The 20429-nt window shown below is 49.0% G+C and carries 18 protein-coding genes and 2 pseudogenes; 5 read left to right on the top strand and 15 right to left on the bottom strand.

Going from position 1 to position 20429, the window contains the following annotated elements; translation table 11 throughout:
- Positions 1-68: 68 nt before the first annotated feature.
- A complete protein-coding gene (locus ACXAJH_RS00925; protein WP_474968280.1) occupies positions 69-2462 on the bottom strand; it encodes a penicillin acylase family protein in 2394 nt (797 codons plus the stop codon).
- A gap of 123 nt (positions 2463-2585) precedes the next feature.
- On the opposite strand from ACXAJH_RS00925, the gene ACXAJH_RS00920 reads away from it, so the two are divergent.
- Together ACXAJH_RS00920 and ACXAJH_RS00915 are read left to right on the top strand one after the other, a co-directional pair.
- The gene (locus ACXAJH_RS00920; protein WP_474968279.1) at positions 2586-3593 is read left to right on the top strand and encodes an aldo/keto reductase; all 1008 of its coding nucleotides are present in this window, start codon (positions 2586-2588) and stop codon (positions 3591-3593) included.
- Between the two features lie 608 nt (positions 3594-4201).
- Positions 4202-4678 (top strand): DUF456 domain-containing protein, encoded by a 477-nt coding sequence (locus ACXAJH_RS00915; RefSeq protein ID WP_474992852.1) that lies wholly within the window; start codon positions 4202-4204, stop codon positions 4676-4678.
- A gap of 168 nt (positions 4679-4846) precedes the next feature.
- Here ACXAJH_RS00915 and ACXAJH_RS00910 read toward each other — a convergent pair.
- The 3 genes and pseudogenes from ACXAJH_RS00910 to ACXAJH_RS00900 all read right to left on the bottom strand — a co-directional run.
- Positions 4847-4996 (bottom strand): annotated as a pseudogene (locus ACXAJH_RS00910) (L-lactate permease); the annotation flags it as partial.
- A 2-nt stretch (positions 4997-4998) separates the two neighbouring features.
- A pseudogene (locus ACXAJH_RS00905) lies at positions 4999-5133 on the bottom strand (FAD-binding oxidoreductase); the annotation flags it as partial.
- 219 nt (positions 5134-5352) lie between these two features.
- Positions 5353-7527, bottom strand: coding sequence for a malate synthase G (locus tag ACXAJH_RS00900; RefSeq protein WP_474992850.1), 2175 nt, complete (start codon positions 7525-7527; stop codon positions 5353-5355).
- A 199-nt stretch (positions 7528-7726) separates the two neighbouring features.
- On the opposite strand from ACXAJH_RS00900, the gene ACXAJH_RS00895 reads away from it, so the two are divergent.
- Entirely contained in the window at positions 7727-8626 is a 900-nt protein-coding gene (locus ACXAJH_RS00895) for a LysR family transcriptional regulator (RefSeq protein WP_474968276.1), read from the top strand.
- 42 nt (positions 8627-8668) lie between these two features.
- Here ACXAJH_RS00895 and ACXAJH_RS00890 read toward each other — a convergent pair whose 3' ends face one another.
- The 8 genes from ACXAJH_RS00890 to trxA form a co-directional block, all read right to left on the bottom strand.
- Complete coding sequence (locus ACXAJH_RS00890; RefSeq protein WP_474992848.1) at positions 8669-9445, bottom strand: SDR family oxidoreductase; 777 nt, start codon at positions 9443-9445, stop codon at positions 8669-8671.
- Positions 9446-9523: 78 nt separating this feature from the next.
- Entirely contained in the window at positions 9524-9991 is a 468-nt protein-coding gene (locus tag ACXAJH_RS00885; protein WP_160835348.1) for a helical membrane plugin domain-containing protein, read from the bottom strand.
- Positions 9991-12930: a formate dehydrogenase subunit alpha gene (fdhF, locus tag ACXAJH_RS00880; RefSeq protein ID WP_474991741.1), complete on the bottom strand. Its 2940-nt coding sequence runs from the start codon at positions 12928-12930 to the stop codon at positions 9991-9993. Before fdhF ends, ACXAJH_RS00885 begins: the two co-directional genes overlap by 1 nt.
- Positions 12923-13726: a formate dehydrogenase accessory sulfurtransferase FdhD gene (fdhD, locus tag ACXAJH_RS00875; protein ID WP_474968273.1), complete on the bottom strand. Its 804-nt coding sequence runs from the start codon at positions 13724-13726 to the stop codon at positions 12923-12925. The genes fdhF and fdhD overlap by 8 nt, the downstream gene beginning before the upstream one ends.
- A 120-nt stretch (positions 13727-13846) precedes the next feature.
- Entirely contained in the window at positions 13847-15295 is a 1449-nt protein-coding gene (locus ACXAJH_RS00870) for a HAMP domain-containing sensor histidine kinase (protein WP_474968272.1), read from the bottom strand.
- Complete coding sequence (locus ACXAJH_RS00865; RefSeq protein WP_474971584.1) at positions 15243-15923, bottom strand: response regulator transcription factor; 681 nt, start codon at positions 15921-15923, stop codon at positions 15243-15245. Before ACXAJH_RS00865 ends, ACXAJH_RS00870 begins: the two co-directional genes overlap by 53 nt.
- Positions 15924-16033: 110 nt before the next feature.
- Entirely contained in the window at positions 16034-16630 is a 597-nt protein-coding gene (locus ACXAJH_RS00860; RefSeq protein WP_474992846.1) for a hypothetical protein, read from the bottom strand.
- Between the two features lie 284 nt (positions 16631-16914).
- Positions 16915-17244, bottom strand: coding sequence for a thioredoxin (gene trxA / locus ACXAJH_RS00855; protein WP_474992844.1), 330 nt, complete (start codon positions 17242-17244; stop codon positions 16915-16917).
- A 98-nt stretch (positions 17245-17342) separates the two neighbouring features.
- On the opposite strand from trxA, the gene ACXAJH_RS00850 reads away from it, so the two are divergent.
- On the top strand, positions 17343-17915 hold the full coding sequence (locus ACXAJH_RS00850; RefSeq protein ID WP_474968268.1) for a CGNR zinc finger domain-containing protein: 573 nt from the start codon (positions 17343-17345) through the stop codon (positions 17913-17915).
- A gap of 33 nt (positions 17916-17948) precedes the next feature.
- Here the strand turns inward: ACXAJH_RS00850 and ACXAJH_RS00845 are convergent, their stop codons facing one another.
- Positions 17949-18713, bottom strand: a complete 765-nt coding sequence (locus ACXAJH_RS00845) for a DUF4397 domain-containing protein (protein WP_474992842.1) — start codon at positions 18711-18713, stop codon at positions 17949-17951.
- 134 nt (positions 18714-18847) lie between these two features.
- Between ACXAJH_RS00845 and ACXAJH_RS00840 the strand changes: the two genes are divergently transcribed.
- A complete protein-coding gene (locus ACXAJH_RS00840; protein ID WP_474992840.1) occupies positions 18848-19753 on the top strand; it encodes an EamA family transporter in 906 nt (301 codons plus the stop codon).
- Between the two features lie 124 nt (positions 19754-19877).
- On the opposite strand, the gene ACXAJH_RS00835 is transcribed toward ACXAJH_RS00840, so the two are convergent.
- Positions 19878-20102: a hypothetical protein gene (locus ACXAJH_RS00835; protein WP_474992838.1), complete on the bottom strand. Its 225-nt coding sequence runs from the start codon at positions 20100-20102 to the stop codon at positions 19878-19880.
- Complete coding sequence (locus tag ACXAJH_RS00830) at positions 20103-20291, bottom strand: hypothetical protein (protein WP_474992836.1); 189 nt, start codon at positions 20289-20291, stop codon at positions 20103-20105.
- Positions 20292-20429 lie beyond the last annotated feature (138 nt).

Here is a 20429-nt window from a genome sequence, read left to right as displayed (position 1 = left end):
GGATGCCCCCTTATTAGAAAATGACATCTTTAGTCATTCCCCAAACCCGGATGGACTAAGCATTCATGTTACGGGCTAAGCGTAAGCACTCCGCCTTCCTGTTCATCCAGGCTTGTTACATGATAGTCGCCTTCAACCCAGTCCTCCAGCTGATCATGGTACCAGGCGCTTCGGAAATGCCCGGACTGCCCGGGACCAACGAGATGGTATCCTTTCTGTGACTCGGCCATATCGATGACAAAACGCCAGGAGGCACCGTGATTGACGAGGCCGTTCTCATTAAAACCCGCGGCTCTGACGGTTACCCGGCTTCCACTGACAGGGGAAGGATCGCCTGGATTTAAGAAACGCTCCAGAAAACCAATACTGGATAACGGATGAGTAAATTCCACGGCGTGATACTCTCCCCATTTCCACGCAGAAGGATCTTCCCCATATTCCTCAGCCAATTCCCGAACCGTGGTTTCAAAAGCCGTCGTGATCACCTTTGAACTTCCTCCGGCTTTCTCCATCCATAAAGAATTTCCACCGTCCCTGTCCATTCTCAACAGCTCATCTGTCGTTTGAGCTGAACCTCGGAAAAGACTTTGAATGGACTTGGGAATGGATGATTCATACAATTCGTTTTCGATGCCGGCCATCCAGAGATGGAATAGAAGCGGCTGTGGGAGATTCCGATCATCTTCAAAATTCCATTCTTCCAACAGGGTGACCGCCTGCTTTTCCAAGTTTCCTTCAGCTTCCGTATGTTCCAACAGATAAGGCAGAAATTCTTCAGCCTGCAGGTTTTTGACATCCATCTGCATGTCCTGCATATCAGCCAAAGTTACCGATTCATGATTTTTAAGCATCTCAGCAATTCTGTTATACCGGTAAGGCTGAGCCCAGTTATGACTGATGTGATAAGGATAATCATCGGAAACGACTTTGTTGTTGGCTGTAGCCACAAACCCTTCCTCAGGATTGATGACCGTAGGCAGCTCATCAAAAGGGATATAGCCCTGCCACTCATCCTCTGCTTCCCATCCTCTTAATGGCAGCAGCGCATCATCCGGATTGTCATAAATCGGAATACGGCCGTTCGCTTTATAGGCGATCGTGCCGTCCTTCCCGGCAAAAACAAAATTCTGTGCAGGAGCTAAAAATTTTTCCAGGCCTTTCTCAAACGATTCCCAGTCATCCGCCTGATTGATTTCCAGTATCGCATCAAGCTCTGTCGTTGCATCCAGTGCTGTCCACCGGAGCGACAGGACCGTATCTCCCTCTGCTCCTTCACTGAACTCGCTGATCACAGGACCATGTCTTGTCTCCAGTACATCCATCTGAACATCGCTTCCATCTTTCACCTCAATGGTTTCTTCGATCACATCCGCCTGCTCCCACCGGCCTTCATATAAAAATTCCTCCGGATTATCCGGATTTCTTTTTTCCATGTACAACTGCTGCACATCCGGGCCGACGTTCGTCACCCCCCAGGCTGCCGATTTGTTGTGGCCGAGGATGATTCCCGGGATACCGGCAAAAATGACACCGGAAACCTGGTAATCATCAGCCATTAAATCCATCTGATACCAAATGGACGGGGTGGCCATTCCGAGATGAGGATCATCAGCCAGCATCGGCGAACCGGAAGCCGTCCGGCTGCCACTGACCACCCAGTTGTTACTGCCGTTGAATTCGTGTGGAATAACCGCATGAGCCAGACTTTCTTCCACGTCCAGCCCTTCCGCATCCGCTAGAACGGTTGGAGCTCCTTCCGGATAAGCGGGAAACAATTCATAGGCTTCCTCTTCAGAAAAATTATCCAGAATATAATAGTTGAACGCCTGGCGTTCCCAGTGCCCGCCCAGGTCAAAAGCCATATATTTTCCAATTGTTAATGAATCAAGCGGTGTCCAGGGCTCGGGATCAATGGCCATCATGGCAAATTCGGGTGGGAGCGGCTCTGTTTCCATATAAGCGTTCACTCCGTCTGCGAAAGCCTGCAACAGTTCCATCGTTTCCTCTGGATATACAGCCAGCGATTTCTCCGCCGCCCGTCTAAGTCCCAATGTCCGGAAATACCGGTCCTGTTCAATGGCTGCTTCACCAACCACTTCACTCAACCGGCCGGACGCCTGCCTGCGGGCCAGCTCCATCTGGAACATCCGGTCCTGCGCCTGAACATAGCCCTGGGCCATGAATAAATCATCCAGGCTTTCCGCTTCAATATGAGGCACACCATTTTCGTCACGGAGCACCTCAACCTGTCCGTTTAACCCCTGCAGCGAAACGTCACCTTCTGTTTCAGGAAGGCTCCTCAAAGTGTAAGCGTTTACAAAAATAACGACAGCAATCATTAAAAAAATCGTAATTCCAAGCGTCCAAAATACAGGCCTTTTCCATTTTTTCCGGTGCTTTTGTTTTTCTGTATGAAACTTTCCCGCTGTTTCCACTCCCCCAGCCCCTTTCGTCATTACCATCATTATAACCTGCCATCTGGAAAGTGGATAGGTTCGGCTGGAAAAGTTACAAATGGGTGTGGTTAATTTCTGCAAAAATCGGGTACAGACCATAATGTGTTTGATTGTGGAGGTGAAGAAATAATGGAAAAAGTAAGAATTAGTAATACATCAATGGAAGCCAGCCGCATCGGCCTCGGCACATGGGCCATCGGCGGCTGGATGTGGGGCGGCACAGATGAAAAGGAATCCATCCAAACGATTCATGCCGCTCTCGATCAAGGCATTAACTTAATTGATACAGCCCCTGTATATGGGTTTGGTAAATCAGAGGAAATTGTCGGAGAAGCCGTCCGCCAGTATGGACGCCGCGAAGATCTTCTCTTAGCGACGAAGGTAGCTATGGACTGGAAAGACGAAGAAACGGTCTTCCGTAATGCAAGCAAAGAGCGGATCCACCAGGAAGTGGAAGATTCCCTCCGACGCCTGCAGACGGATTACATCGATATCTATCAGGTGCACTGGCCGGACCCGGTCACACCGATCCATGAGACCGCTGAAGCGCTGGCCTACCTGCATAAGCAGGGAAAAATCCGTGCCATCGGAGTGAGTAATTTCACGCCGGAGCAGATGGATATATTCCGTGAAGCTGCACCGCTTCACACGCTCCAGCCCCCTTACAATTTATTTGAACGTGATATTGAATCCAAAACACTGCCATACGTGCAGGATCATGAGATCACAACGATCTCCTACGGTTCCCTCTGCCGCGGACTCCTTTCCGGAAAAATGTCCACCGATCGGGAATTTGAAGGCGATGATTTGAGAAACAATGATCCGAAATTCAACCAGCCGCGGTTCAAGCAGTATTTAAACGCTGTACAGGAACTGGAACAGCTTGCTGAGAAACGGTTCGGAAAATCGGTCCTTCAGCTTGCGGTGCGCTGGGTGCTTGATCAGCCCGGCTCCGGTATTGCTCTAATGGGCGGACGTCGTCCGGACCAGCTCAATCCTGTCAAAGGTATCAGTGATTTCCAGATCGACGAGCAGACGATGCATGATATTGATGAGATTTTATTGAAGCATGTCAACGACCCGGTCGGTCCTGAATTCATGGCTCCACCGGACCGCCAGGAACTAGGACTAAAATAACCCCCCTAAAAGCGGACCCTCAAAAGGGTTCGCTTTTCAGCTTGTAGAAAGGTTTCTATTTTCTACAAGCTCTTTTTATATCTGCTTGAGCTCCAAACTTCCCTACAAAAACCACATTGACGCAGTCTATGGCCATCACTTTCGATGAACAAAAGAACATTTCCAATGAAAACATCCGTAAAAATCGGCGGGACTTCAATAATTAATCTATCCTCTCAGTGGATTCTGCTGTTAGAAGAATACAGACTTCTTCGAAACCAGGAGTGCCCTCATTTTGTTAGTTATTTGAGGAGGTATCGTGGAGCATTCGGTGGTGACGCCTGCGGAAACAGCGCGAGCCGAAGATCCACTTGGTCAAGTGACCTTCTTGACCAAGTTAGCTGAGGCCGTGCCCGCGGCAAGCATCCACCGATAAGCGGAACGTGACCTGCACATAAAATTGGGGGGCAGTTCCCCAATGGACAAAATAATTGATCTGTGAACGGTGACGAGTGCCTTTTTTTCTCTTTTGTACAAACTCTAAGCACTTAAGGAAGAAAGAAAAGTTTAGAAACCTTTTTTGTTGTGAATCGTAATAGAAGCGTAGTGTAAATGAGGAGGATGGAACAATGGAAATTCTAATATGGGTATTCATCATTGCAAGTTTCGTGGCGAGTTTTGCCAGTGTCACATTCCCGATCATTCCAGGACCATTGGTTTTATGGATTGGATTCCTGATCTATTTCTTTTTTGTAGATGGGAACGAACTGTCGGTCTTTTTCTGGATCGGTGCGGTTGTGCTTACGATTCTGCTTATCATATCCGATATCATCGCCAATAGTTATTTTGTGAAACGGTATGGGGGAAGCAAATGGGGCGAGCGGGCAGCGGCCATCGGCGTCATTATCGGCTCGTTTATTATCCCGCCATTTGGGATCTTAGTCGTCCCTTTTGTCCTTGTCATCATTGTAGAACTTGTTCAAAAGAGGGAAAGCCAGGATGCCTTCAAGGCCGCTATCGGCTCTTTATTCGGCTTCCTTAGTGGTACCGCGGCTAAAATTGTCATCACACTAATCATGGTCATCTGGTTCTTCATCGATATTTAAAAACACGCCCGGGGTGCAGCCTGCATCCCGGGCGTAGTTTTATTTGGCTGCACGTACGTTTTTCTGGTTCCGAAGCCGGCTTTCCGGAAGCCGTTTATGATGGGTGGCGATTACATAGACGGCCGCGGTCATAATCATGGCGGCTAATATAGAGCCAAGATTGAAAATCCCTTTTTCAGCCGTCCAGACGATGGCCAGTCCAACCAATCCGCCAATCATAGACGGAAATTCAGGTCCGAGAAGGTTTGCAACGATGGTATACGGAATGGTCATGGCAAAAGCAGCAAATAAAGCAAACTCCCAGACACGGATGCCTTCAACAATTTATTCATATCATAACCGGCAACATTTTTTACGACCTTCCCACCTGTAGGGATGATCCGTCCATCAGGATAGACCACACGTAGTCCGATGACGAGATCACGCCCGAATCCGTAGGCTAACCGCTTCGTGCCTCCGGATTCAACAGCCACGTGCGGCCCTTCCTTATGGGCCTGTGTCAGCAGTTCCCTGATTCCTTCCTCCGTTACGGGTTCATGAAGCAGGCTTCCTCTATTTCCATAGATATCCTTAAGCTTCACATGTTCCTGAGTGTCCATCAGGCTCCTCCCTTCTGGTTTCCTACCAGACCCTGCCGGAAAGAGAACAGGAGCCGGAATTCCGGCTCCCTTTTCTTAATGGCTGGCATATTGTTTCTGTTTCGCTTCGCGGCGTCGTCTATGAAGAATCGGTTCGGTATAGCCGTTCGGCTGTTCTTTTCCTTTGAACACAAGATCACAGGCCGCCTGGAAGGCCACGCTTTGCTCATAGTTATGGGACATCGCTTTGTACTCAGGGTCATCCACATTCTGTTCGTCCACGACCTTCGCCATCCGCTTCAATGTTTCCATGACCTGATCTTCCTGGACGATACCATGGTGGAGCCAGTTCGCCATATGCTGGCTGGAAATCCGAAGCGTCGCCCGGTCTTCCATCAATTCAACGTCGTCGATGTTCGGTACTTTCGAACATCCGACGCCATGCTCGACCCACCGGACAACATAGCCGAGAATTCCCTGGGCATTGTTATCCAGCTCATGCTGGATATCCGCTTCCCTCCAGTCTCTGTCCTTTGATACAGGAACCTTCAGAATGTCCTGCTGAAGAACGGCAGGGTCCCCGGAAATTTCTTTTTGTACATCGGCTGTATCTACTTCATGATAGTGAAGGGCATGAAGAGTTGCAGCTGTCGGGGAAGGCACCCATGCGGTGTTCGCTCCCGCCTTCAACTGGCCGTCCTTCACGGCCATCATCTCTGCCATTCGGTCCGGCATCGCCCACATTCCTTTTCCAATCTGCGCGCGGCCTCGGAATCCGGCATGGACGCCGACAAGGACATTCAATTTTTCATAGCCCTGCAGCCATGGCGAATCTTTCATATCATTTTTGCGGATGACAGGCCCCGCTTCCATAGATGTGTGGATTTCATCGCCGGTCCGGTCAAGAAATCCGGTATTAATAAATGCGATGCGCTCCTTCACTTCATTGATACAGGCCTTCAAATTCAAGGTTGTGCGCCGTTCTTCATCCATGACGCCGATTTTCAATGTGTTTTTTTCATAGCCAAGCAGCTGCTCTGTCCGGTTGAACAACTCGTTGGCGAACGCCACTTCCTTGGAGCCATGCATCTTCGGTTTTACAATATACACAGACCCTTTGGCGGAGTTTTGATACGGCCCATTTTTCAACAAATCATGTTTCGCCAGCAGTCCGGTGACAACGGTATCGAGGATTCCTTCCGGCACTTCCTCCCCGTTTTGATCAAGAACCGCATCGGTCGTCATGAGATGCCCGACATTCCTTGCAAACATAAGAGAGCGCCCGGATAGAATCAGGGAACTTCCGTCCGGCGTCGTATACGTCCGGTCCGGGTTCAGCTCTCTCTTGATCTCACGGTCTCCCTTTTGAAAAGTGACAGAAAGACCGCCTTTTAACAGACCGAGGTAATTTTGATAGACTTCGACCTTATCGTCCGCATCAACGGCCGTCACGGAGTCTTCAAAATCCATAATCGTCGTCACTGCTGATTCCACAAGCACATCTTTCACACCAGCCTTGTCCGTCTGACCGATCGGATGATTACGGTTGATTTGAATCTCGACATGGAGACCATTGTTGACAAGCAGCACACCCGCCGGTGCATCTGGTCCTCCAGTGAATCCAGCCAGCTGCTCCGGATATTTCAGCTCCGTCGGTTCTGCTGACGTTTTCACTTGCAAACGGCCGTCAAATATCCTGTAACCTTCGACGTCTTCATGTGAGCCTTCAGCAAGTGGGAATGTCCGATCAAGAAACGATTTTGCATAGGTGATGACTTTTTCGCCGCGTATGGGATTGTAGTCCCCTTTAGGTTCGGCTCCATCTGCTTCACTGATCACATCCGTCCCATATAACGCATCATACAAGCTTCCCCACCGGGCATTGGCAGCATTGATGGCATATCGGGCATTGTTTACAGGCACCACAAGCTGAGGACCTGCCTGACGGGAGATTTCATCGTCAATATTTTCTGTGGAAATGGAATAGTCCCCGACTTCCGGCTCGATGTAATCCAGTTCCTTTAAAAACGACGTATAGGCCTCTTTGTTGGATAGATCATGGTTGAGATGCCAATCATCGATTTTTTCCTGCATCTCATCACGGATTTGCAGCAGCTGCTTATTTTTTGGAGTGAGGTCGTCCAGGATGGCTTCAAGACCGGACCAGAAGTCATCACTGGAGATGCCGCTTTCCGGCACCGCCTGTTTATTAATAAATTCATACAGCACAGGAGCGACCTGAATGTTTCCCACTTTCACATAGTCCTGCATTCTTTATTCCTCCTTCATAAATGGAAAGAACATCCGACAGAAAACGCTTCCAATAATTGTCGGAAATTTCTATCTATTGGTTGCTTTCTATCATATAATAGATGTGAGCATATCTAAAATACATATTTGGAATCACTATTATTCCATTTAGTTATACTAGGACATTTGAATGACCTGATTTTTACAGGGAGGAATGGATATGGATATTCGTCATTTGCAATACTTTGCAGAAGTCGCTAAACAAATGAGCTTCACAAAAGCCGCTTCTACCCTGCATGTGTCCCAGCCTTCGTTAAGTAAAACGGTCAAGCAGCTGGAAACAGAGCTTGGTGTGCCGCTGTTTTACAGATCCAAGGTCCTGCAGCTGACCGATGCCGGAGAAGCTGTACTCGCCCATGCCATTCAAGTACTGGATGCCTTTCACAATTTGACGGCGGAGCTGGATGATATTACGAACGTGAAAAAAGGGAAGATTCGTATCGGCATACCACCGATCACAGGGGCAGCTTTTTTCTCAAAAATCATCCGTTATTACCGTGACAAATATCCCGAAGTGGACATTCTCTTAAGTGAAGTCGGATCGAAGATGATCAAGCAGGGCGTTGAAGACGGTTCACTGGATTTTGGACTCGTATGCAACCTGCCTGTGGAATCGTCGCAATTTCATACGTTAAAGGTTGTGGACGATCCTTTGATGCTTCTTGTCCATAAAGATACAGCTACGGCTGCTAAGGAAACCGTCCATCTAGGTGAACTCCAGGATGAACCTTTCATTCTATACCGGGAGGATTTTACTCTTCACGACCGCATCATTGAAGAGTGCCGGGCAGCCGGCTTTCACCCGAATATCGTCTGCCACAGCTCCCACCGTGACTTTATGATGGAGATGGTGGAGGCAAAAGTCGGCGCCGCCCTGCTTCCAAGTCAGATTGCACGGGAAGCGGCTGACAAAAATATCGCTGTTCTTCCTCTGTCGCATCCCAACCTCCGCCTGGAGCTCGGGCTGGTATGGAAGAAGAATAAGTACCTCGCCTTTTCAGCGCGGGAGTTCATTTCAATGTCGCGGGATTATGTAAAAGAAACGGCCCGTCTTTCATAAGAAAAGCCGTGACCGTCCCTGTCAGCTTCCAAGGGTGGTTTTTTATGAACGGAAGCCTCCATCGGAATGGATGATCTGCCCCGTCACCCACCCGGCATCTTCTCCGACTAGAAAACAGATCAGGCGGGCCGCGTCCTCAGGTTCACCGATCCGTCCCATTGGAAATCTTGGCTTCAGTTCATCTTTAAGCGTCCCGGTCATCCACCCTGTGTTCGTCGGGCCCGGGTCGACAGCATTAACAGTAATATTCAGCGGCGCCAGTTCAACCGCTGCAGATTTCGTGAAGGCAGAGACAGCCCCTTTCGTCGATACATAGGCAAGGTTTCCCGGTTCCGGCGATTGATCCTGTCCGGAAACCATATGAACCACCCTTCCTCCGTGTCTGCCTTCGATTCTCCTTGCAAAAGCCGTCGTTAATAAAAGGGTGCTTCTGACATTCACCTCGTAATGGGCATCAAGGATAGCTGCATTCATAGATTTAAAGTCTGCGTCAATGGAATAGGCCGCATTGTTTATAAGAATGGAAGGACTCCCGAGGCGTTCTTCCACCTCATCGAGCAATTTTTCCGGGGCTTCTTTTTCCGATAAATCCAGCTCCAGTGACGCACAGCGGACCTCGGATTGTTGAATCTGCGCTTCCAGTTTATCCGGCCATCCTTCATCTTTATCTCTGTCATAAAAAGGCATCGACCGGTCATAAGCCGACCAATAAGTGAAGAAAATATCCACTCCAGCAGACGCCAGTGCGTGACATACCGCTGTACCGATGCCTTTTTCCCTCCCCACTCCTGTAACAATGGCAATGGTTTGATTCAACATAGTTCATCCTCTCCTCCCAATGACGAATCTGAACAAAGAAGCCTGAACCACATGTTGGTTCAGGCTTCTATTTGCTGATTACTTCTGTCCCATCCCTTTTAAAAAGGACATCAGCATTGTCAGGCTCCGGTTGATTTCCGGATCTTTCAATACTTTGGCAAAATCAAGCATGTTCATCTTTTTCGTCGTTCCTTCATCCTCCATACGCTCCAGACCATTATTCAGGCGGCTGCTCAAGCTGCGGATGCCACTGACGTTCAAGTCGCCAAGCAGGAAAACAAGCTCAGGAAGATTGTTCAACAGTGGTGTATACTGTTCCTTGTCAATTTCCCTGACAACATTGGCGAGGGTTTCATCCTTCGCCTTCACAAAAGCCGACAGCGTTTCAAGCGTTCCTTCTTTTTGAAGGGCGCTGAGCAGTTCGATGCCTTCCAGGATCGCATCCTTGTTGTCTGCGACCGCTTCTTTGACCTCCTGGACATTTTCTTCAATGACTTCTTCCCGCGATTTCTCCAACCGTTTGATATCGGTGATCGCCCGTGCCATTAATGAGCCCCCCTGCCTGGGAATGTGTAATCTTCCCGCTGCCATTTTTTCTGGACCTTCACACTAATCTGGGGCACCGGGTTTCCATTCCGGTGGTTATTTTTCGGAATCGGCGACTTCCCTTTCTTCTTCAGCACTTTCATTTTCACAGCAATTTCCTTATACGCCGGTGTATCGGTATCTTTATCGACACGGTTATCAGTCAGATAGTTGATGGCTGATTTACCATTGCTGTTCAACGGCAGGAAGATCTCTTTTCCACGGACACGGTCAGTAACCGTCACCTGTCCGGTCGCTTCTCCTGATTCAGAAATCAGCTTCACTTCCGCTCCTTCTTCAATGCCCCGCTCTTTGGCGAGTTCCTCGGAAACTTCTATGAAGGCATTCGGTGTTTTCCTCTGGATGCCCGATGTTCGGTAAGTCATGTTGCCTTCGTGGAAATGCTCCAGCAGCCGGCCGTTGTTCACATGAAGGTCATACTCTTCATTGGTGTCGTACATCAGCTCATACGTCAGTGGATAAAGCTTCGCCTTTTTATCCTCAAACGGGAACCCTTCCGTAAAGAGAAGCGGTTCATCTGTTCCGTCTTCGGCTACAGGCCACTGCAGGGAATTGTACCCTTCCAGACGGTCATACGTAACACCTGCAAATAACGGTGCCAGTCCGGCCGCTTCTGCCATAATTTCAGATGGATGCTCATAGCCCCAGTCCACACCAAAATGTTTGGCCATCAGCTGGATGATTTCCCAGTCCGGCTTTGTGCCTTCCAGCGGGTCAAAGCTCTTATAAAGACGCTGGATACGTCGTTCCGTATTCGTAAACGTGCCGTCCTTTTCAAGACTTGGGGAGGCCGGCAGCACAACGTCGGCATATTCAGCGGTCTTGGTCAGGAACAAGTCCTGTACGATAAACAGATCGAGCTTTTCAAAGGCGGCTGTTACATAATTGATATTGGCATCGACAATTCCTGTGTCCTCACCCATGACATACATCATGGAAAGCTCCCCGTCATGAATGGCTTCAATCATCTCGTGGTTATCCATGCCGGTTTCTTTCGGAAGCTCTGTTCCCCAGGCTTTTTCATAACGGGCCCGGACTTCCTCATCCTCTGTCGATTCATAGCCGGGGAAGAAGTTCGGCATACTTCCGAAGTCACTGCATCCCTGTACGTTGTTGTGGCCGCGCAGTGGATAAGCGCCTGTACCCGGCTTCCCGTAGTTTCCGGTAATAAGCAGCAGATTACTGATCGCTGTACTTGTATCACTGCCAAGCATATGCTGCGTCACGCCCATCGCCCAGCAGATCGCTACCGTTTCCGATGTGGCCACTTCTTCCGCCACCTGCTTCAGTTCCTCCTGAGGGATACCGGTTAGGTCAGATGCATATTCCATCGTAAACGGCTCCAGGCTTTCCCGGTATTCATCAAAGCCGTTGACCCAGTCGTCCAGGAAGTTTTTATCTTCCCAGCCTTGATCAAGAATGTATTTCGTAACAGCGGAAAGCCAGACAAGATCGGTTCCTGATTTCGGCTGATAAAAACGATCCGCACGCTTCGCCATTTCATGCTTTCTCAAATCAAAGACGAACAGCTTATGTCCCAACAGTTTCTGGGAACGTTTGATGCGCGAAGCAAGAACTGGGTGGGACTCCGCTGTATTGGAGCCGATGGTAATGACAAGTTTACTGTCTCCGAGATCATCAATGGATCCGGAATCGCCGCCATACCCCACCGTACGGAACAACCCTTTCGTTGCCGGTGCCTGGCAGTAACGGGAACAGTTATCCACGTTGTTCGTTCCGATCACCTGACGGGCCAGCTTCTGCATCAGGTAGGATTCCTCGTTGGTCGCTTTGGAGGATGCGATGAAGGCCAGGTGATCCGGTCCTTTTTCAGCAAGGATCTTCTTCATACGATCGACCACATACTGCATCGCCTCGTCCCATTCCACCTCTTCAAAATGATCACCGCGGCGGACGAGAGGTTTCTGAAGACGGTCTTCACTGTTTACATAGTCCCAGCCGAATTTCCCTTTAATACATGTGGATATGCCGTTGGCCGGTGACTGGGCACTCGGTTCCACCTTCAGAATCTGGCGGTCCTTCGTCCATACATCAAAGGAACATCCGACACCACAGTAGGTACACACGGTTTTTTCCTTCTTGATCGTTTCCTCACGCATCGCTGCTTCAGAATCAGATACAGCGAACAATGGACCATAACCGGTTTCCACCTTCTTCGTTAAGTTGATCATCGATTTCAGGATTCCAGGCTCGGTGTCCGTCAAAAATCCGGCCTCTCCCTCCATGCCGACTTCCATCATGGCGTTACACGGACAGACGGTGGAGCACTGCCCACAGTTGACACAGGAAGACTGATCAATCGGAACATCATTATCCCAGATGACACGCGGCTCCTGACGCTCCCAGTCTATCGTCAGCGTCTCATTTACCTGAACGTCCTGACAAACTTCCACACAGCGGCCGCACAGGATACACTGGTCAGGGTCGTAACGGTAAAACGTGCCGGAGTAGTCCTTTTCATAACTTGTTGGCTGAAATGGACGTTCCTGGTGCTCAATGCCGAATTCTGCCATTGTATTGTGGATTTCACACGATCCATTGTTATAATCACAGACCGTGCAGTACAGTTCATGTTTTTCCAGAACACGGTCAAGTGCTTCCTTCTGTGCTTTATGTACATGTGGAAGCTGCGTCTGCACTTTCATCCCCGCCCTGACTTTGGTCCCGCACGCCCGGACAAGCTCTCCGTCGACCTGAACGATACAGGAATCGCAGGTCTGGATCGGTCCAAGGGATTCGTTGTAACAAATCTGAGGGACCTGCTCATTGACTTTATTCATTAATTGGATGAGTGTCTGGTCCGGATGATCAGCAAGGTATTCTGTGCCGTTTATTTTTACGACGGTATGTTCATTCAATCATAACTCCTCCTCTACTTTCTTCCTTTACACGGCCGGGATGGGTGTACACGTTCATCCGGTTTCCTCTGACAAACCCGGCGGCTGTAATATTCAGATCATCAGCCAGCTGCAGCGCCAGATCTGTGGGGGCCGATTTTGACAAAAGCAGTCCGAAACGCATTTTGGATACTTTCAAAAGAACCTCCGAAGAAATCCGGCCACTGAAAATCACGATCTTTTCTTTTGGACTTACCTGCTTTCGCAGCATCCACCCATATAATTTATCAAGAGCATTATGACGGCCGATATCTGTATACGCCTTCAAAATGCCCGAAACACCAGCAATGGCAGCCTGGTGGACGCCTCCAGTCTGTTTGAACATGCCCGCTTCCTGATGAAAGGATTCCATCAGCTGATAACACTTTTCTGGAGAAAACGACGTCGTATCCACGGCCGTCTTGGCGGTAGCCGCATCACTTTGAAAGTAAAAGGCGCGGCTTTTTCCGCAGCAGCTTCCAAGCCAGCGTTTCTGCCCTTCTTTTACAAACGGAACGCTGCGGGATGTTTCCACATAGGCAAAGCCGCGCTCCTCGTCGATCGTCAGGCTCGTCAATTCCCTATACGAAAGAATGACACCTTCCGAAGCAAGAAAACCAATGACAAGGTCTTCCATATCCATCGGTGTGCAGACCATCGTAGCGAATTCCTCTCCATTGACAACGATGGTCAACGGGTATTCGACAGCTACGATGTCTTCTTCCTCCTGCCCGTACTGTTCGTTGTAGCGTTGAATGTTCCACATACGGGTTTCCAAAATTATCCCCCCTCGAACGTTACCAATCCTTTCCCTTTCTTTCGACAAAACAAACACCTGACAGCATTTGGATGTCAGGTGTTGATCAGGGTCTTATATAAATAGGAGACTATCGTACGCCTACTCCTCCAGAAGAGGAAGCTTCAACGTGAAAATTGTGCCGTTCTGCGATGATTCAGTCAGCTCAAGACGTCCTCCGTGCGCCTCGGCAAGCATACGACTGAGAGGAAGACCGAGTCCGAGGCCTCTCTGTTTCAGCTTTTTGTCTTTCCCTCGGTAGAAACGTTCGAAAATGAGCGTCTGCTCGTCATCCGGAATGCCTGTTCCGGTATCGGAAATTTTCATGATCAGATCGGATTCGTCCCGGCTGACATCTATAGTGACTTTTCCTTCCTCGACTGCTTGATCGGCATTTTGAACAAGATTGAATAAGATCTGCTTCAGCCGGTGATCATCAACAGAAAGAGGGACAGCCTCCGCTGGGAACCGCACGTCCAAGGGTATGTGATCCGGATCTGACTGCCACTGTTTTTGAAACTGGGTCAGAATCGGACGAAGCGGCTGATGCTTTTTGTACATCGGCAGGGCTCCTGCGGCGTACGTATTAAAGCTCAATAGATCCTGAATCATGACTTGGAGGCGTTCCACCTCCTGCAGAGATAAATCAAGATATTCTTTGGCTTCCTCCCCTTCGACAATCTCATCCTTGACCGCCTGGATCAGACCGCTCATCGAAGTGACAGGGGTTTTCAAGTCGTGAGTCACCCCCGCCAGGAGTTCAGTGCGCATCTCTTCCAACTGCTTCAGCTTGGCGGCCATATCCGTAAAGGAATCCATCAATTCGGCCAGTTCTTTTTCCTTCGGCGGCGAAGACATTTGGATATCATAGCTGCCTTCACTGACCATCCGGGCTGCACGGGCTGTCTCTTTCAACGGCTTCGACAGCTGTCTTGTCAAATAATAGATGACCCCCCAGCCGAGCAGACCGACACCACCGAGCAGCAGAGCCAGCAGTCCGTATTCCTGATTCAGACGGCTGAGCGTTTCCTTATCATTGACTAAAACGACATACCCAAGCGTTTCTTCTCCGCTGACAATCGGCTCGCTGATGACGTACGCCCGCTGATTCTGATCCAGCGAAATTACAGACTCGGTCGTCTGATACAACGATTCATCGACATAATCGCCGGCATTCCTGATCTGGCCTCCGCGCTGATTCGAAACGAGGATTTCTCCTTGATCGGTGACTATCAGTGCGGCCGGAGATTCATCCACATCCAATTCTCCTGCGCGGTTTCTTAAAATCTCCTCAAACAACGGCCCCGAAAGAATCCGGCCATTTGTCGTCACAATTCTATCAGCGATTTCCTGTCCGACAATGTGCATGAGATTCAACCGGTGATCAACGGTCGTCTTCTTGATCCACCAGACGGAACCTGCGGCTATGAGAATCAGTCCGATGAGAAGCGTAGCTAAGTATCTTCTGGACCAATAATGGAAAATCGTTTTACGCTTCTCAGGTTTGTACACTCCACTGATACCCCAATCCCCGCAGTGTTTTGATGTCATACGGCTCTTCCTTTGAGTCTCCCAGCGCCTTACGGATACGCTTGATCGACAAATCCACCGCGCGGTCACTCCCCTCATATTCGTAGCCCCATACCCGGTCAAGCAGCTGCTCCCGTGTGAAGGTCTGGTTCGGATGACGGGTAAGAAAAATAAACAGCTTGCCATCCTTTGGAGACAGTTCAATTTCCTCTCCATTTTTATGGACGGTATGAGCAGCCGGGTCGACGACAAGTGATCCTATGCGGAGAAGCTGGTCCTCCACTCTTGCCGGAGGGCGGCTCAGGACCGCTTTCACTCTTGCCACCACTTCTTCACCGATGAATGGTTTAGCTATGTAATCGTCTGCCCCTGTTTCAAACCCTTTCAGTTTATGATCGATTTCGCCGAGCGCGGTCAGCATGATGACGGGGCAGGCACTTTTTTCACGGATTTCCGTCAGCACCGTCCATCCATCCTTGTCCGGAAGCATCACATCAAGCAGAACGAGATCCGGGCGCTGTGCAGTGAATTTTTCCATGGCTTCATTCCCCGTCCACGCCTGTTCAGTGATCATGTCATTTTTGGATAAATAGGCTTGGAGAACACGGGAAATGGTCGGTTCGTCTTCTACAATCAATACTTTGTTCATCGTTTCAGCTCTCCTTTGCTTCCATTATAAAGGGTAACCAGGGCCGGTGAGAAAAAATCATAAAAAAAGAAGGCTTTGTGGGAAAAGCCTTCTTTACTCGCAAGAGGAGATTATACAGCGGAATCCGTAGGTTCTGCTTCTTCACTTTCCTCTGTATCCGGGGCCTGACCGCGAGGTTTTATGTCCAAGCCAAGTTCCTCGAGCTGGGCCTGTGCTTCCTCCTGTGTCAGTTCACCGCTTTTGACCTGCTCACGGATCTCCTTCACCTGGGTGCGCTCTTCCTCAGTCAGGTCTGCGCCCATGCGATGACCTTTTCCACCGCGATGACGGGGCTGCTCAATCCCGAGCTCCTCCAGTTCTGCTTTCGCTTCTTCCTTCGTCCATTCGCCTGCTTCCACCTTGGACCTGATCTCTTCCAGTTTCTCTTTGGTTTCTTCATCTACGTCCTCAAAATGGTGGCCGCCTGTTTGGAAGAAAAAGCGTTTCTGCTCCTGCAGCTTTTCAAGAATTTCATCTTCGCTCAGCTCCCCGTTTTTAAACTGCTGGAGCAGGCTGCGGATTTCCGTTTCCCCGCTTTCCACCGATTCCTGCGCGGCTTCTGAACCCGTATCTGTTTCTGCATCTGTCGCCGCATAAGAGATACCCGGGATGGCAATCGCCAATGCAAGAGCCCCTGTCAGCGCTTTTTTCGATAGTAGGTTTTTCATGTCTTTACGTCCTCCTGTAGACTTCATGTATTTGGTACATGTTCATCATAAAAAAGAAATAAGTCAGGAAGATGTCAAAGCGAAAACTTTTTTGCCGGAGGTGATATCGGTCGGTCAGACGGGGCTATCAGTCTTTTTCCACATATATCGATTTTTTTTAGAATATATCAACTAAATTTGTGATATATCGATTTTTTCCAGTCTATATCAATTAATTTCGCGATATATCAATTTTTCTCCATTTTCCCCATAAAAAAAACGGAGGCCGCAGCCTCCGTTACTCATTATTGGTGTTGATTCAATGTTTCAGCAAGTTCTTCTCTTGATTTGAAGCCGACTTTTTTATCAACCAGCTCTCCGTCTTTGAAGAAAAGAAGTGTCGGGATGCTCATTACTCCATATTCCTGCGCAGTTTCTGGGTTTTGGTCAATGTCCAGTTTTACGATTTTCGCTTGTTCGCCCATTTCAGCATCCAGTTCCTCAAGAACAGGGGCGATCATTTTACATGGTCCGCACCATGGGGCACCAAGATCCGCAAGGACAAGGCCTTCTTTGGTTTCATTTGCAAAGTCTGCATCGGTTACGTTTGTAACTGCCATGATATATTCCTCCATTTGCCGGTTATTTTCTAACCTGTAAATATTTTTATTACGGTTAGAATGATAAGGTATGTTAAACTATAAGTCAATAGAAAGGATTCGGAGGTTTTATGATGCAGGATCGGATGACACTGTCCCAATTTTCCTCTTATGTATTTATTAACTTTTTCAATACGATAAACAGCCACTGGGATCAGGCGAATGATTATTTAACGACAGAAGAAGAGGTGTATCAATGGCTTGACCTCATGTCTTACCACGGACTCCTCTCGGATCAGCAGATGAAAGCTCTCAAACAGGAAGCCTTTCACACTGATAAACTCCGCGATTTCCGTGATCGAAGCCGTTCTTATTTTTACAGGAAAGAGAATGAAGAAGGATTCACACACATGCTGAGTGAATGGACGAAAGGAACGCTGCAGTTCATGTTCGAACAGGGTGCGCTTGTACCCGTCCCTTTAAAAGGGGGTTCGGACGGGCTGCTGGCACTCCTTGCCTATCAAATGCTCCATCACAAGGAAGCCGGCATCTGGGAAAAGATTTCTGCATGCCAGAACGATGACTGTCTGGCGTTGTTCGTGAACCAAAAAGGACGGCGCAAATGGTGTTCCATGGACGTCTGCGGCAACCGGATGAAAGCAAGAAAGCATTACAGCAAGAAGAAAGCCGGCCAGGCTTCTGAATAAAAAAGGAAGCGTTCATCATGAACGCTTCCTTTTTTATGGCTGTAGAAAAATCGCTTCGAGCGGCGGCTGCTCACCAGCTAATCCGACCGCAACAGCCGTATAAGCTTCATTCGGGTTCAAGGTTACCCCCGGCACTTCGAGAACGACCTGATTCGTTCCCGCTACCCGGACCTCTAAATCAGCTGTCGTCGGTGGAACCGTGATATAGCGGGTCGCCCGGCCGAACGGCACATTTCTGAACAGGACATCTCCGCCTTTGACAGCTACATCTACAGCCGGTGCGTTTGGAGACAGGTGCCAGAAACGGACCTTGGCATTGCCGTACGCGGTGTGATCGTTGTCGACAACCAGGATGAGCTGAAGCTGATTGACTTTTCCAGCTGCGGCCACCGTATAGGATTGATCTGCCTCAACAGCTACAGTCTGGGTCAGAACAGGCTGCGAAGTGTCACCAGCGGCATAAATATCTATGCGGTACTGCCCTTGAGGAACTTCCAAATACTCACTCTGCTGCTTATACGGGACGTTTTCCAATATTTTCTGACCGTTCACATAGACATCCACGTTCGGTGCATCCGGTGAAGCATGAAGAACTCTTACTTTTGCTGTTCCACCGCCGCCTCCGCCCATGCCCATCCCTTCACTGCGTTCACACATCACCCACTGCTGCATGCACTGCAGGTGCTTATGGTAATAGTGGATATGCTTATTCGGGTCAATATACTTGTAGTAATTCGAAAGCATATCATATTTCATCGCCTGCCACGCCAGCTGCTCCGGATTTTCGTTTGGATACATCGTGCCACTCCCCTTTCAAGAAATCCCCATCTTCATCTTATTCAGCAGATTCATGGACAGAACTATTTATCCCGGATGCCGTCTTTTCTCGTTCATGATAAAGTGGAGGATGGATAAAGAAAGAAGGTGACGGTATGAAAAAGAAAGGAGCCTTGCTGGTATTTACCGGAGCAGCAAGTTTCGGTTTCACCCCGATTTTTGTGAAGCATGGATTTGCTGAGGGGTATTCGCTCGGTCAGTTGAACATCGCACAGATGATGATCGCGTTCATTCTGCTGTGGCTGTTGTCCTTCCCGCATTGGAAGGAGATCCGGCAAATGAAGTACATTGACCGGCTCAAGGTGATGGGCGCCGGGTCGTCCGTAGGCTTAACAAGTATTTTTTATTACGGAGCGATGCAGTATATTCCCGCTTCCATGGCCATACTCCTGCTTTTCCAATTTGTCTGGATCGGAATGCTGATTGAATGGGTCTTTTTAAAGAAATCACCGGAAAAAGTGCATTTCGTCTCCCTTGCGATTACATTGTCGGGTGTCATTCTGGCGTCCGAGGTGCTTTCGGGAGGCGTGGGTGAACTCCCTCCTGCCGGCTTGATCCTCGGCCTTTTATCTGCACTTTCCTATGCGGCGTTTATTTATACGAGTGGACAGGCCGCACCGGAAGTGAATTCCGTGCTCCGCAGCTCCTGGATGATCACAGGCTCACTCCTGCTCGTACTGATAGTTTTTTCCAGGGACATTCCAACGTTCCCTGTCTTCGAAGGAGAGCTTTGGCTGATCAGTCTCGGTATTGCGATGGTTGGTGCTGTGATTCCCCCATTGTTTTTCGCTGGAGGGGCCCCGCACATTTCTGCGAGGCTGGCCAATATTCTCAGCTCTGTAGAACTGCCGGTCGCCATTGTATCGGCTATGGTGGTGTTAAAGGAACAGGTGACCCTCCTGCAGTGGGCGGGCATCGGCCTGATTCTCTTTTCCATCGTTGTCAATGAAACCGGAGACAGGTGGTTCCGACGCTCCCAAAAAAAGAAAGCCGCTTCATAATCAGCGGCTTTCTCTATTCTCATCTCTTCTTGTTCTTCTTTTTAAAACCACCGACCGCCATAAATAAGGTGAACAACAATATAAACCAGGAAGCAAAACCCACGTCCGTCCACCTCCCTTGTTGTTAAAAAACACGTGTGACCATCATCATAAACAGCAGCACCGACATCAGCAGCTTACTCACTGCTGTTATGAATGAGCGATCCTTCCACGCTTTAACGCTGTCATACATTAGAAAGATTGACACGACTCCAATAAATACGGTGTAACCGGCTGGAAATATATCTATAACCTTAATCAGAAGACCTATAGCTGCCATAACTAAAATCACCGGCAGTAGATGACGCATTTAAGACGCTCCCTTATTCAGATCTGTCAGTTTTCCCCGCCGATGCAGGACTTCAAGAGTTCCTATGATGACTACTGCCCCTGTGATCATCACCCCAAAAGCGGTTCGATCCGCCCACACGTTAAAAACCGCAAGCAGAAAAGAGCCATTCATGATGATTACGAACGAATAAATCAGCCATCTCAGCATATGAATTCCCCCCGGACATTTTTTCTCTGCCTTTCTATACGATTGAAGCCGGCGGACGTTTCACTTTCGCCATTGTTTTTCCCACGTTCTTCTCCAATGACTTTAATTGGATCGATTGATATAATAGTAAGATCACCT

This window comes from Halobacillus sp. ABD4_316 (assembly GCF_056161385.1).
The sequence above is the reverse complement of the archived record's forward strand: the minus strand, read 5'-3'. Positions and strand labels throughout refer to the sequence as shown.

Excerpts from the sequence above, each read along its gene's own strand:
- ACXAJH_RS00835 (WP_474992838.1), bottom strand. The coding sequence starts at position 20,102 with ATGCGTCATCTACTGCCGGTGATTTTAGTTATGGCAGCTATAGGTCTT.
- ACXAJH_RS00845 (WP_474992842.1), bottom strand. The coding sequence starts at position 18,713 with ATGTATCCAAACGAAAATCCGGAGCAGCTGGCGTGGCAGGCGATGAAA.
- ACXAJH_RS00890 (WP_474992848.1), bottom strand. The coding sequence starts at position 9,445 with ATGTTGAATCAAACCATTGCCATTGTTACAGGAGTGGGGAGGGAAAAA.
- ACXAJH_RS00885 (WP_160835348.1), bottom strand. The coding sequence starts at position 9,991 with ATGGCACGGGCGATCACCGATATCAAACGGTTGGAGAAATCGCGGGAA.
- ACXAJH_RS00860 (WP_474992846.1), bottom strand. The coding sequence starts at position 16,630 with ATGAAAAACCTACTATCGAAAAAAGCGCTGACAGGGGCTCTTGCATTG.
- ACXAJH_RS00865 (WP_474971584.1), bottom strand. The coding sequence starts at position 15,923 with ATGAACAAAGTATTGATTGTAGAAGACGAACCGACCATTTCCCGTGTT.
- ACXAJH_RS00850 (WP_474968268.1), top strand. The coding sequence starts at position 17,343 with ATGCAGGATCGGATGACACTGTCCCAATTTTCCTCTTATGTATTTATT.
- ACXAJH_RS00830 (WP_474992836.1), bottom strand. The coding sequence starts at position 20,291 with ATGCTGAGATGGCTGATTTATTCGTTCGTAATCATCATGAATGGCTCT.
- ACXAJH_RS00915 (WP_474992852.1), top strand. The coding sequence starts at position 4,202 with ATGGAAATTCTAATATGGGTATTCATCATTGCAAGTTTCGTGGCGAGT.
- ACXAJH_RS00920 (WP_474968279.1), top strand. The coding sequence starts at position 2,586 with ATGGAAAAAGTAAGAATTAGTAATACATCAATGGAAGCCAGCCGCATC.
- ACXAJH_RS00870 (WP_474968272.1), bottom strand. The coding sequence starts at position 15,295 with ATGACATCAAAACACTGCGGGGATTGGGGTATCAGTGGAGTGTACAAA.
- ACXAJH_RS00925 (WP_474968280.1), bottom strand. The coding sequence starts at position 2,462 with ATGGTAATGACGAAAGGGGCTGGGGGAGTGGAAACAGCGGGAAAGTTT.
- ACXAJH_RS00840 (WP_474992840.1), top strand. The coding sequence starts at position 18,848 with ATGAAAAAGAAAGGAGCCTTGCTGGTATTTACCGGAGCAGCAAGTTTC.
- trxA (WP_474992844.1), bottom strand. The coding sequence starts at position 17,244 with ATGGAGGAATATATCATGGCAGTTACAAACGTAACCGATGCAGACTTT.
- ACXAJH_RS00895 (WP_474968276.1), top strand. The coding sequence starts at position 7,727 with ATGGATATTCGTCATTTGCAATACTTTGCAGAAGTCGCTAAACAAATG.
- ACXAJH_RS00900 (WP_474992850.1), bottom strand. The coding sequence starts at position 7,527 with ATGCAGGACTATGTGAAAGTGGGAAACATTCAGGTCGCTCCTGTGCTG.